10 protein-coding genes are annotated in these 12723 nt (G+C 61.4%); all 10 read left to right on the forward strand.

The genetic code is table 11. The annotated features are described in order from the left end of the window. Positions 1 to 26 precede the first annotated feature (26 nt). Positions 27 to 821 (forward strand): DUF4129 domain-containing protein, encoded by a 795-nt coding sequence (locus ABD837_RS20435; RefSeq protein ID WP_345058306.1) that lies wholly within the window; start codon positions 27 to 29, stop codon positions 819 to 821. A gap of 12 nt (positions 822 to 833) precedes the next feature. Continuing rightward, on the forward strand, positions 834 to 2387 hold the full coding sequence (locus ABD837_RS20440; RefSeq protein WP_345058308.1) for a hypothetical protein: 1554 nt from the start codon (positions 834 to 836) through the stop codon (positions 2385 to 2387). Positions 2388 to 2515: 128 nt separating this feature from the next. Continuing rightward, the gene (locus ABD837_RS20445) at positions 2516 to 2779 is read left to right on the forward strand and encodes a hypothetical protein (RefSeq protein WP_345058310.1); all 264 of its coding nucleotides are present in this window, start codon (positions 2516 to 2518) and stop codon (positions 2777 to 2779) included. A 69-nt stretch (positions 2780 to 2848) separates the two neighbouring features. Next, the gene (locus ABD837_RS20450; RefSeq protein WP_425554364.1) at positions 2849 to 3859 is read left to right on the forward strand and encodes an AAA family ATPase; all 1011 of its coding nucleotides are present in this window, start codon (positions 2849 to 2851) and stop codon (positions 3857 to 3859) included. A 124-nt stretch (positions 3860 to 3983) separates the two neighbouring features. Then, complete coding sequence (gene ybiA, locus ABD837_RS20455) at positions 3984 to 4535, forward strand: riboflavin biosynthesis intermediates N-glycosidase (protein ID WP_345058314.1); 552 nt, start codon at positions 3984 to 3986, stop codon at positions 4533 to 4535. Positions 4536 to 4537: 2 nt separating this feature from the next. After that, positions 4538 to 5887, forward strand: a complete 1350-nt coding sequence (locus ABD837_RS20460; RefSeq protein ID WP_345058316.1) for a DUF58 domain-containing protein — start codon at positions 4538 to 4540, stop codon at positions 5885 to 5887. Between the two features lie 145 nt (positions 5888 to 6032). After that, a complete protein-coding gene (locus tag ABD837_RS20465; protein WP_345058318.1) occupies positions 6033 to 8036 on the forward strand; it encodes a family 20 glycosylhydrolase in 2004 nt (667 codons plus the stop codon). A gap of 153 nt (positions 8037 to 8189) precedes the next feature. Further along, on the forward strand, positions 8190 to 9815 hold the full coding sequence (locus ABD837_RS20470; RefSeq protein WP_345058320.1) for a hypothetical protein: 1626 nt from the start codon (positions 8190 to 8192) through the stop codon (positions 9813 to 9815). Positions 9816 to 9908: 93 nt separating this feature from the next. Continuing rightward, positions 9909 to 10541 (forward strand): exonuclease domain-containing protein, encoded by a 633-nt coding sequence (locus ABD837_RS20475; protein WP_345058322.1) that lies wholly within the window; start codon positions 9909 to 9911, stop codon positions 10539 to 10541. A gap of 676 nt (positions 10542 to 11217) precedes the next feature. Next, entirely contained in the window at positions 11218 to 12714 is a 1497-nt protein-coding gene (locus ABD837_RS20480; RefSeq protein ID WP_345058324.1) for a hypothetical protein, read from the forward strand. Positions 12715 to 12723 lie beyond the last annotated feature (9 nt).

The raw sequence follows: 12723 nt of genomic DNA on the forward strand, positions 1-12723 counted from the left end.
CGTACAGACTACTAAATCACTTTCTGTTGGTTTTCGCTTCCCTCTTTCGCTGCCTCCGCGTTGCGCGGTTTCGCCTGCTGCTGGTGCTGTTGCTGAGTGCGGCCCCTGGTCTTGGCCAAGCTGCACCACACCCGATGGTGACGGCCGTACCGGTGCTGCAGCCCGCGCAGGGCCCTGCCCCGCGCCTGCGCCGGCCCGATGCCGCCCGGCTGCGGGACCTGCGTGGACAGCGCGAGTTTCAGTACGAAGCAGACGTAACCGAACCCGAGCAGAGCGCCTGGGATGCCTTTTGGGCGCGGGTGCGCGATGCCATTGGTAACTGGCTCATTAGCCGCAGCTACAATCATTTCTGGCGCTGGGTATTTTACGCCTTGTTTGTGGGAGCAGGCGTGTTCATCGTGCTGCGCCTGCTGGAAATTGACTTCACCGCGATGCTGGGCCGTTCGCCCCGGCGCGCGGCGCTGGCCTACGATACCATGGCCGAGAACATTCACGAAGTCGACTTTGCAACCCGCCTGGCCGAAGCCGAGGCCGCGGGTAACTGGCGGCTGGCCGTGCGCCTGGGCTATTTGCAGCTGCTGAAGACGCTGGCCGACGGCGGCCTCATCAATTGGCAGCCCGACAAAACCAACCACGCCTACCTGGCCGAGCTACCCGCCACCGGGGCGTTGCGCACGTCCTTCCGCGAGGCCACCCGGCAGTTCGAGTACGTGTGGTATGGCGAGCTGGCGCTCACGCCCTCCCTCTACGCGCAGGTACGGGCCGGATACCAGGCCCTGCGCACGCAACTGGGCCGCCCTTATTCTTCCACTTCGCGCTAAGGCCTGTTTCCGATGACGATGAATTTGCGCTGGTACCTGGGAGGATTGCTGCTGCTGTTTGCGGCCTACGTGGCGCTGGAGTACAACCGCCCCAAACCGATTGACTGGACGCCCACACTGGTAAACAAGGACCGGATTCCGTACGGTACCTACGTATTGTACGACCAGCTGCCGCGCCTGCTCGGCACCGATTCGGTGGCTACTTCGCGCCTGCCCATCTACAACCAGCTCAGTGGTCTGTCGCTGGAAACCAGCGAAGCCATGGCCGAGGCCCGCCAGCGCACCGTGGTAGAGGATAACTCCACTGAACGCACAACTGAGCCGGATTCGGCCGCCAATTCCGACGCCACTTCCGCTACCGATTCGACTGCAACTGTAGCTGCAGCCGAGCCTTCTGAGACAGCTGACCCGGCCACGGATGAGGAAACAAACAGTTCCTCCGCCACAGAAGCTGATGCAGAGTCTGTGACAGCGGAGGCCAGCGACAGCACCACAGTAGCTGAGGATGAAGAAGGTGAGGACGACGAGGAAGAAGGAGACTGGGAAACCGAGGCGCTCCTGCGTACCCGGCCAAATTACCTGTTCGTGAACACCAGCTTTACGGCAACCTCGGCCGACCTGCCCTTGCTGCTGCGCTACGCCGCACTGGGCCGCAACGTATTCATCGTAGCGGAGAACTTTGGTGAGGCAGGCCAGAAACTACTCGATACGTTGGGCTTGGACGTGCGGCGCGTGCGGCTGGCCACCCGGCGCGGCCCACGGGGCCTGCCCGTGCCCGATTCGGTGACGATTCGCTTTACCAATCCTGCGCTGGCCGGGCCTCGCTACCGCCTTCCGGGCACCGATGCTGACCTGCGCTTCGAAGCCGACTCGGCCCACCCGCATCCGGCCTATGGCCCCGCCCGCTCGCTGGCGGCCGATGCGCAGGGCCGACCGGTGCTGGTGCGCTGCGCCTACGGCCAGGGCTTTGTGTACCTGTGCACGTTGCCCATTGCCTTCACCAACCAGTTTGTGCTACGGCCCGCCACCAGCCAGTTTGCCGCCACGGCCCTCTCCTACCTGCCGGCCCGCGCCGCCTGGTGGGACGAGTACCAGAAGCAGGGCCGCCTGGGCAACCAGTCGCTGCTGCGCCTGGTAACCAGCCACGAAGCACTGAACACGGCTTGGTACCTGCTCATCATCGGCGGGCTGCTGTTTGTGCTGGTCGAAGCTCGCCGCCGGCAGCGCATCATCCCCACCATCAAGCCGTTGCCGAACACTACGCTGCTCTTCACGCGCACCGTGGCCAGCCTTTACCGCCAGGGCCGCAGCCACGGGCCCATTGCCGAAAAGAAAATCGGGCTGTTTCTGGATTACCTGCGCAACCGCTTTCAGGAGCCCAGCCCTGAGTTTGGCGACGAAGCGTTCAGGGAACGGCTCAGCCAAAAGTCGGGAGTAGCCCGGCCACGCGTCGACGAGCTATTACGGCTGGTAAATTTCGCCCGCACCGCCCCCCAGCTCAACGACCAGCAACTGCTGCAACTGAGCAAGGCTCTGAGTGATTTCCGACGGGAAGTCAGCCGTTAAATTCCTTTTTGCACTGTACCAATAAAGCCCGTTTTCACCAAATTGAATTATTCCGATAAACAGGCTTAAGAAGCATTTTAAGGCCATTTTCCCAGCTTTTATTCGCAACTCAAGCACCCTTTGCCACAATGCTCACCCTTGAAAAGCTGCTCATTTTGCTCCGCTTCAATTGGGATGAAGCACTATTTCAACAAAGCGGCTCGGCGGCCGACAAGCTGCTATTGGCCGATATTGACTGGGACAAATATGCTTCACTGCTCCAGGATTTGCTGCTGGTATCGAAAAAATTAGTTTCTCCTGAATACGCCCGTACCGTGCACCGGCAGTTGCTTGCCGCCTGTGCCGACGAGGCTACTGCTCAAACATTCATTGGCTACGCCAGCACTTTGTAGATGGAACCCGAAAACCTCGACCTGACTCCTCAATCATCCGCTCCGGCCCCGACCGAATTTGCCGCGCCGATGGCACCCGCCGAAACGGCCGCCCCAGCCACCACGCCAGAGGAAGCTTTCGCGCCGCGTACGGACTTTGCCCGCCTCACCGCTCAAACCGAAGCCATTCGGGCCGAAATCGGCAAAATCATCGTCGGCCAAACCGATTTGTTGGAGTTGCTGCTCACCGCCGTACTGGCCGATGGGCACGTGCTGCTCGAAGGCGTACCCGGCGTGGCCAAAACCCTGATGGCGAAACTGCTGGCCCGCACGCTGGCCGTGCCGTTCAGCCGTATTCAGTTCACGCCCGATTTGATGCCGTCCGATGTGCTGGGAACTTCGGTTTTCCGGCAGAACAAGGCCGATTTTGAGTTTCGCCCCGGCCCCATTTTCGCCAGTGTGGTGCTGATTGACGAAATCAACCGCGCCCCTGCCAAGACCCAGTCAGCGTTGTTTGAGGTGATGGAGGAGCGCACCGTGACGCAGGACGGCACCACTTACACCATGCAGGAGCCTTTCCTGGTGTTGGCCACCCAAAACCCCGTGGAGCAAGAAGGTACCTACCGCCTGCCCGAGGCGCAGCTCGACCGTTTCCTGTTCAAGCTGCACGTGGGCTACCCGACTTTGGCCGAGGAAGTGCAGATTTTGACCGGCCACCACGGCGGCCAGGGCAGCATCAACCTGGAGGCCGTGCAGCCCATACTGAGCGCCGCCGACCTGGCCCAATTGCGCCAGCAAGTACGCCTGCAGCGCGTAGAGGCCAATATTCTGGAGTACATCGCCAAGCTGGTGGGCCAAACGCGGGCGCACAAAGCCCTGTACCTCGGCGCCTCACCCCGCGCCTCGCTGGCCCTGCTGAACGGTGCCAAAGCCCTGGCCGCCCTGCGCGGCCGCGACTTCGTGACGCCGGAAGACGTGCAGTTTCTGGCCCCCAGCGTGCTCCGTCACCGCATCATGCTCACGCCCGAGCGCGAGATGGAAGGCGGCACGCCGGATGAAGTGGTGAAACAGATTATTCAGAGCGTGGAGGTACCACGGTAGACATCTCCTGAACAATGTAGAAATGTGGCCTTTCGCGTCATTGACCACCTGGGCCCGCGCAAAACTTCGCTGACTACACTAACAACAACGCGACCCGAGGAGCCGCGCTTTACCCACACTGTTGATGCTATATTCCACTGAATGGCTGCTTGACCAGTTGGCGCAGGATACCCCCCGGGTCAAATACCTGTTCTTCTGGGGCAACCAGCCCAGTAAGGACGGTACCGTCACCAAATCCTGCCTGAGCCAGTGGTGGGTGGCCAGTTTTGTGGTAGCCGGCATCACGTACCGGTCTACCGAGCATTGGATGATGGCCGAAAAAGCGCGGCTGTTCAATGACAATGAAACGCTGGCCAAAATTCTCTCTGCTAAAAGCCCAGCCGAAGCCAAAAAGCTGGGGCGCGAAATTCAACACTTCGAGCCTGAGATATGGGAAGCGCACAAGGTTGAAATCGTGATTGCCGGCAACCTGCACAAGTTTGAGCAACACAAGAATCTGACGGATTTCCTACTATCCACCAACGAACGGATACTGGTCGAGGCCAGCCCGGTAGACAACATCTGGGGCATCGGCCTAGCGGCTGACTCCGCTGATGCGGCTGCCCCAACCCACTGGCAAGGGCCCAACTTGTTAGGGTTCGCCTTGATGGCAGTGCGGGACCAACTACGCAAGTAATTATGAGCATTTTTCTCACTTCCCGCTTCTTCCAGGCACTGGCGGCTATTGCTACCGGCTTTGTGGTGGCCTTTTTTCTGCCTTGGCTGCTGGGGCCGATGAAAATTGCGCTGGGCTTGTTTGGGGTACTGGCCCTGCTCGATGCGCTGCTGCTGTATGCCCCGGCCAAGGGCCAGACTGCGCCGGTGTTCGGACGGCGGGTGCTGGGCGAAAAACTGGCCAACGGCTCGGACAATGACGTCCGGATTTACCTCGAAAACCGCTACCGGTTTGCCATCCAGACCGAAACGATTGACGAAATTCCGCACCAGTTTCAGCGGCGCGACGTGTTGTTCAAAACGGCTATTAAGCCCGGCGAGACGCAGATTATCGATTACCAGCTGCGGCCCGTTAAGCGCGGGGAGTACGAGTTTGGCGCGCTGAACATTTACGCCGCGTCGCCGCTGGGGCTGGTGCGGCGGCGGTTTCGCTACGAGCAGGGCAAGGTGGTTCCGGTGTACCCTTCTTTCCTGCAAATGCGGCAGTACGAGCTGCTGGCCATCCACAACCGCCTCACGGAAGTGGGCGTGAAGCGCATCCGGCGGGTGGGCCACAGCATGGAGTTCGAGCAAATACGGCCCTACGTGCCCGGCGACGACCCGCGTAGCATCAACTGGAAAGCAACGGCCCGCCGCGCCGGCACCGGGGCCCATGATGCGCTGGTGGTGAACCATTTCCAGGACGAGCGCGCCCAGCAAATATACTGCCTGATTGACAAGGGCCGGGTGATGCGGATGCCGTTTGACGGCCTGAGCCTGCTCGACTACGCCATCAACGCCACGCTGGTAGTTAGCAACATTGCGCTGCTCAAGCACGACAAAGCCGGCCTGCTCACCTTCTCGAACAAGCCCGGCGCCACGCTGGCCGCCGACCGCCGACCCGGCCACCTCCTGAAGCTGCTGGAAATCCTCTACCGCCAGAAAACCAAGTACCTCGAAACCGATTTCGAGTTACTCTACGCCACAGTGCGGGCCCGCATCAAGCAGCGCAGCCTGCTGCTGCTGTTCACCAACTTCGAAACCCTTCACAGCATGCAGCGCCAGCTGCCCTACCTCCGCCGGCTGGCCAAGGACCACCTGCTGCTGGTGGTGTTCTTCGAAAACACCGAGCTGCGCACCTTCCTCGAAACGCCGGCCGCCACCACCGAGGACGTGTATAACCAGACCATCGCCGAAAAATTTGCCCAGGAAAAACGCCAGATTGTGCTCGAATTGCAGCGCTACGGCATTTATTCGCTACTGACGGCACCCAAGGACTTGACGGCGAATACGATTAATAAGTACCTGGAATTCAAAGCCCGGGGCCTGATATAAAGCTCTGTTTTGTTGAATATGAGGGGGTTTTTGCCGGATTTTATGGACGCGTATTTGTAGGCGACCGGGAAATCATTAGTAACTGAACATGATACGGAGGGCCTTCAAACCGCGCAACTGGGCGAAATGGCTTTTGACACTATTAGTGCTGACGACGCGCCCCGGGGCGGCCCAAACGGCAACCACCCTGCTGCCGCTGCCTGCCGAAGCCCGCTACGGCCAGGGCCGCCTGCTACTGAAAGCAGCCTTGAAACCGCTGCTGCCCAGTCCCGCCGCCCCGGCGGTAGCAGCCGCGGTGAACCGTACCGTTGGCCGTTTGTCGCCGGCGACCAAGGTGGTTGGCGCAGCCACGCTGCAAATCCGCTACGGGCGGGTGGGCCGGCCCGAGTTGTTTGATGAAGAGCGGTATTCGCTGCGCGTGACGCCCATGGGCGTGAGCATCGACGCGCCTACCAGCCTGGGCGTGCTGCGGGCACTGGCCACGCTGGAGCAGCTGCCGCGCCCCGATAAAAAAGGTCGTTACCTGCCCGAAGTCGACATTCGGGACCAACCGCGCTTTGCCTGGCGCGGGCTGCTGATTGACGCGGCACGGCACTTCATGCCCGTGGCCGTCATCAAGCGCAACCTCGACGGCATGGCGGCCACGAAGCTGAACGTGCTGCACTGGCACCTCACCGACGACCAGGGCTTCCGCATCGAGAGCAAGGTTTTCCCGCGTTTGCAGACGGTAGGCAGCACCGACGGACTGTTTTACACCCAGGCCGAAGTGCGCGAGGTAGTGGCCTACGCCGCAGCGCGCGGCATTCGGGTGGTGCCGGAGTTCGACATGCCCAGCCACACCACCAGCTGGATTGTGGCCTACCCGCGCCTGGCCTCCAACGACTCGGTGTATGCCCCCTACACGCGCTGGCGCACTACTAACGTGGCCATCGACCCGACTCGCGAAACGACCTATACTTTTCTCGACTCGCTCGTCACGGAGATGACGACGCTGTTTCCGGACCCTTACTTCCACGCCGGCGGCGACGAGAACGACGGGCGCAACTGGCGTCGCACCCCGCGCATAGTGGCCTGGATGCAGGCCCACCACATGGTGAAGGCCGACGGCAAAACCGTGGACAAGCACCAGCTGCAAACCTATTTCAACCGCCGGGTAATGGCCATGCTGCAAAAGCGCGGCAAAACCATGATTGGCTGGGACGAAATTTTGGGGCCTGACCTGCCCGAAGAGGCCGTTATTCAAAGCTGGCGTGGCAAGAAAGGCCTGAGCGAGGCCGCCCGATTGGGCCACCCGGTGGTGCTCTCGAACGGCTATTACCTGGATTTGAACTTCAGCGCCGCCAGCTCCTACACCGTGGACCCACTGCCACCCGATACGCCCCTGACGCCCGACGAGCAAAAGCTGGTACTGGGCGGTGAGGCGGCTATGTGGGCGGAATATGCCGACTCAACGGTGCTTGATTCCCGCATGTGGCCGCGGGCGGCCGCCGTGGCTGAGCGCCTGTGGTCGCCCCAGGCTGCCACCCAAAGCGTGGCCGACATGTACCGCCGACTGAACCTACTTTCACCCCAACTGGAAACGCTGGGGCTGCGCCACCGCCGTGCCCCCGAGCTGCTGCTAAAGCAGTTGGCGGGCACGGACAACGTGGGCCCGCTACGCACGCTGGCTGAGGTAATTGAGCCGGTGAAGGAGTATAAGCGTAATTTTCAGGGTTTCAACTACACCACCGCCACCCCGCTCAACCGCTTGGTAGACGCTGCCCCGGCCGAATCGGAAGTGGCGCGCCGCTTTGCAGTGCTGGTCGATAGCGTAGTCACGCCCCGCATTGGCGCGCCGAATTTTCTGCCGCCAGCCCCGCGGCAGTTGGCACAACTACGCGCCCAGGCGCTGCGCTGGCAAGCCAACGACGTGCTGCTGCAGCCCCTGCTGGCTTCTAACCTCAGCCTGACGGAGTACGCGCCGCTCTCGGCCCGGCTGGCCACGGTGGCGACCGTGCTGATGGAGCGCCTCACGCAGTTGCAAACCGGACAGGCAGCCAGCCCCGCTTGGCTGGCCGCGACTCGCGCCACCCTCGATGCTGCGCAAGCGCCCGCCGGCCAGGCCGAATTGGCGGTAGTGAAGGCCGCCCGCAAGCTGGCCGGGCTGTAGCGTCGCATCTTTGCTGCTCGTCGCTGAACGCAGACTGAACCAAGTAGAGATGCACTATTTTGCGGCTCGTCGTTGAGCGGCAATATTGAACGACGGCCGCGCATACCGTTCCATAACGAGCTGCGCACCTGCGTCTCTACAGCCATTTCCACTTTGCCTACTGCTTCCTCGCTACGCCTGCTACTTCCGCGCCTGGGTATTGCCCTGGCACTGGCCCCGTTCCTGCTGCTCTGCGCGTTCAATCAGCCGTTTTTCGACGATTTCCGCAACGGCACCTGGATGCGCGAGCATGGTACCTGGGGCGTACAGCTGTGGCTGTTTCAGACTTGGACGGGGCGCTTCACCACTACGTTTATTATGACGGTGCTGAACCCGGTGGCCTACGGCTGGCTGGGCGGCGTGAAGGTGGCCTCGGCAGTGCTGTTTCTGGGGCTATGGGCCAGTCTAGCCCACCTGCTGCGGGCCCTGCGGTGGCCGCCGCTGGGGTTTAACTGCACGCGCAGACAGGCATGGTGGGCCGCTGGGCTGCTGCTGGTGCTGTTTTGTAACGCGGCCCCTGCACCTTTTTCGTTTCTGTACTGGTTTGCGGGGGCGCTGGTGTACCAGCTCACGCTGATTGGCTTGCTGAATTTTACGGCCCTGGCCCTGCGCGTGGGCTGGGGGCCCGCCGCCGGCCGCCGGCGGGCGGCCATTTGGGCATGCCTGCCGTTGGTGCTCGCCCTCACGGGCAACGAGCTGACGCTGGTGCAGGCCCTACCGGTACTGGCGGTGCTGGCCTTGGCGCTGCCCCGTGCGGTGCGGCCCGCACTGCTGGGCTGGCTACTTATTGCGGTGCTGGCGGCGGTGGTGGCGATTACTGCGCCCGGCAACTGGGCCCGCGCGGCCGCCATGGCTCCGCCTTCGGACCCCTATTACGCTTACCGTTGGCTGGTGCTTATTCCCCGCTCGGTTTTGTCGATGGGGCTATTCCTGGTTAAACCCATGCACGGGCTGAGTGCGCTGGCGGCGGGCGGCCTGGGCTGGTGGGCCGGGCGGCAGGTCCCGGCAACTGCTCCGGCACCTCGCCCGCTTGCCCGGCGGCAATGGTGGACGCTGCTGCTGGCCTACGCGGCACTCAATTTTATTGGGTTCCTGCTCTTCCGCTATCTGGTGGTGGGTGCGCCGCTGATGCGGGCACAAAACGAGATTCTGCTGGTCCTGCTGGGCTCAACCGCCGGGTTGGGCTGGCTGGTGGGCCGGCATTCCGGGATTGCGGCAAGCAGCGCGGTTCCCGAGGCCCTGTCGACTGTTTCATCGCCCGAAAACCAGCAACCGTTTGAGAGCTTGTCGCCACTGATGACTCAGTCGCAACCTGAGAAACTGCCGCAGCTGGTGGAACTGCCACCAATGGCTGCCGCCAGCTTCCCACAGCGGCTGGTGCGACTAGCGAGCCTGCTGTTGCTGGTGGGCTTGCTCGCCGCCGGGCACGTGCCCGAAGCCTGGCGCGAGCTGGCCACCAGCGCCGTGCCCTTCGATGCCCAGATGCAGGCCCGCTTTGCCGCCCTGCGAATGGCCCACCGGGCGGGCACACCGCACCTTACCTTGCCCCCGCTGCGGTTACCCTACGGCCGCGTGCTGATTCCCCTTCGGCAATTCAACTCCGATATCGAGTTCGATATTGACCTGACTAAAGGGTGCGAGGGTAATATCAATGGCGTGATGGAAAACTACTTCGAAGTGCCCGACGTGTGCTGCGAGCCCGATGCCATGCTTGACGAGGGAGTGAGGGCGAAGAAATAGGACATTGGGAATCAGAAAGGATAACAACCATATTTTTCTGCCTTTTCCCTTATCTCTTATCCCCATTCAGCGCACCGTCCTAACTTGCAGGTTATGCAAGCAGAAATTTCCCGCTCCCTGGCCAGCCTCGACTTCTCGGCCATCGACTTTGAAACGGCCAACGAGCAGCGGGCCAGTGCCTGCGCCGTGGGTGTGGTGCGAGTACGTGGCGGCCAGGTTGTGGAAACCTACGCGACCCTGCTGCGCCCGCGCGTGCTGCGCGTAGACTGGCGCAACCAACAGGTGCACGGCATTTCGGAAGCGGAGCTGCGCAATGCCCCTACCTTGGCCGACGTGTGGCCTCTGCTGCTGCCTTACCTGCACCACCAGCCCGTAGTGGCCCATAACTCGGCCTTCGATGTGAGCGTGCTTGAATACAGCTGCCGCGATTTTGGTCTGCCCGTTCCGGCTTTCCATGCGTTGTGCTCGGTGAAGCTGGCCAAGCTGTGCTGGCCCCACTTCGAGCGCCATAAGCTCGACCACGTGGCCGGGCAGTTCGGCATTCCCCTCAACCACCACGACGCGTTGAGCGACGCCCGGGCCTGTGCCGAAATTACCGTGCGCGCCTTCCGCTCGGGCACCGATTTGCCGCTGTGCTACAAGCAGCGCGAGCTCACGGCTGGGCTGGCGGCGCGGGCTGCCCGGCAGGCAGCGAAAGCCGTTGGCAGTTCGCGCTGGCAGCGCTAGTTGTAGAGGCACTGGCTTTTTTTCAACGCAGAAGCGCCTGCGCCGTTTCCGGTGCAGGCGCTTCTTTTTTGTCCGACAAGCAGGCATAGACGCTTGTTTCGCTGCTAGTGGCGGCCGTTTGGCTCAGCCAGGAGACTATTGGTAGACGGACAAAATATTCCTCGGGCCGGGAGTAGCAGCGCGAAGTACTGGCGTGGAATGGAAGGATGGACCAACCAAAAAGCAGAAAAAAGGAGAATTGCGGGAGAGCGTAATAGCAGGCTGCTCGTCGAAACGTTGGTATAGCTTGAAGGTAATTGGCTCCTGCAAGCAGCCCGGATATCAAAGGACTTTAACCACTGAACGTAAATTAATCAATTGGATATGAGAATACTTTACACAAATTTACAGCGCATTGATGCGCTGTAAAAGGAATAAATGGCCGTTTCAGGGACAAGGCATACTTGTGTTTTTTTGCGCTGTATATAGGAGTCGCATTCGTTAATTGTGTCTCAAAGACCTCAAATGACCATTTTCAAAAATTATTTTGCAAAGACTTTGGCCGTTTCAGGGACATTTCATAGACTCGTAGGTTTGCTGCTAGCACTAGCGAGGGCACGACCTGTTCGCTGTCCAATTAGCCATAAGGGCTGGCAGCGGGACGGCCGTCTTCCCACTCCAACATTGGTTTTACAACATGGATGAGCTTGCCACCCTGGCGCGAATCGTGGACCTTCGGCGTCTGCCAACCCTGCCCGTTATTGATTTGGAAGCGGCGCACGACAGCCGGGAAGGCCAACTGGTAAGCCTGCTGCTGGCTGGTGCGGCTCGCACGCAGGTGCAGGCCACCAAAGCACTGTATGGCCAGGCCACCAGCACCAACGTGGTGGCACTCAAACGGCTGAAGAGCCGCGTGCAAAACAAGCTGCTCAACCACCTCTACTTTCTGGACCACAGCAACCCGCTCAGCTTCGTATCGCGCCGCTACCAAATGGCCTGCCTGGATTTGCTGCACAAAGGCACCGCCCTATCCGGCGAGGGTGAATTTATTCTGAGCATACGCCTGCTCCGCCGCTGCCTGACGGAGGCCCAAGCGGGCGAATTCACCCCGTATGCGGTGCAAAGCGCCCGCCTGCTTGCCACCCTCTATGCCCAACTCAATAAGGCCGCGGCCTACCGCCAGATGGACCTCATCCTTCAGCAAAGCCTGCGCGTGCAGCAGCTGGAGGACCAAGCGGAGCGCGTGTTCAACAGCATGTATCTGCTCTTATCGGGCCCGGTGAAGGACCGCCGGGCCCTGCTACCGCAAATGCCGGCGTGCCTTAAGCAGCTGGAGGCACTGCACCGGCAGGCCAAAACATTCAACACGTTTTCTTTTCTGTATCGGCTACGGATGGCGCTGGAGGAGCTTAATGGCAACTTCGCCGAAATCATTCGCCTGACGGGCGCCGCCGCGCGCCAGTTCAGCCAGGGCAAGCTCAACGCCCGGCGCTTCGACGTTCGGTACAACACCTTCATGCGGGTGGTGGCGTACCTGGGTGGCCGGCAGTTGGCCCCGGGCTTGCGCCTGGCGCAGGAAGGCATTCACCTCTTCGCTCCCACCTCGAGCAACTGGTTCTTTTTTCAGGAATACCACCTGCTGCTGGCACTGCACCAAAAAAAGTACGACTACGCCCGGCAGCTGCTGGACACAGTGGCGCAAAACCCGGCCATCGTGAAGCTACGCCCAACCGGCCTGGAGCGCTGGGAGCTGTACCGGGGCTACATCAATTTTGTGGCCCCACAAGCGCAGCCGGTTGTGCCAACGCCGCCCGCCAAATGGGCGGCGATGCTGCCGGAGTACAGCCGCGACAAAAGCGGGCAAAACGTTGCCATTCTGGTTCTACAGCTGCTTTACCACCTCCGCCAGCGGAATTTCGACGAAGCCCTGGTGCGGTTGGAACGCCTGCGCAAGTACGAGCAGCGCCACCTCCGCGACCACAGTCTCCGGCGCAGCCGCCTGTTTCTGCGCCTGCTGCGCGCCCTGGCCGACACCGGTTTCGACCCTGCCAAAGCGCGCAAGCGCGGGCTGGCTACATTGGAGACGCTGACCACTACGCCCCCGCCCGGCGATGCCTTTGGAGAAGCAGAAATCATCCCCTACGAACACCTGTGGGAACTGGTACTGCACCAACTGCAGGCGGCGAAAGGCTGAGCTAATTGC

Origin of the sequence: Hymenobacter glaciei, assembly GCF_039539585.1 — a bacterium.
GTDB classification, from domain to species: Bacteria; Bacteroidota; Bacteroidia; order Cytophagales; family Hymenobacteraceae; genus Hymenobacter; species Hymenobacter glaciei.

Coding starts and splice junctions, on each gene's coding strand:
- ABD837_RS20445 (WP_345058310.1), top strand. CDS start 2,516: ATGCTCACCCTTGAAAAGCTGCTCATTTTGCTCCGCTTCAATTGGGAT.
- ABD837_RS20450 (WP_425554364.1), top strand. CDS start 2,849: ATGGCACCCGCCGAAACGGCCGCCCCAGCCACCACGCCAGAGGAAGCT.
- ABD837_RS20460 (WP_345058316.1), top strand. CDS start 4,538: ATGAGCATTTTTCTCACTTCCCGCTTCTTCCAGGCACTGGCGGCTATT.
- ybiA (WP_345058314.1), top strand. CDS start 3,984: ATGCTATATTCCACTGAATGGCTGCTTGACCAGTTGGCGCAGGATACC.
- ABD837_RS20440 (WP_345058308.1), top strand. CDS start 834: ATGACGATGAATTTGCGCTGGTACCTGGGAGGATTGCTGCTGCTGTTT.
- ABD837_RS20480 (WP_345058324.1), top strand. CDS start 11,218: ATGGATGAGCTTGCCACCCTGGCGCGAATCGTGGACCTTCGGCGTCTG.
- ABD837_RS20475 (WP_345058322.1), top strand. CDS start 9,909: ATGCAAGCAGAAATTTCCCGCTCCCTGGCCAGCCTCGACTTCTCGGCC.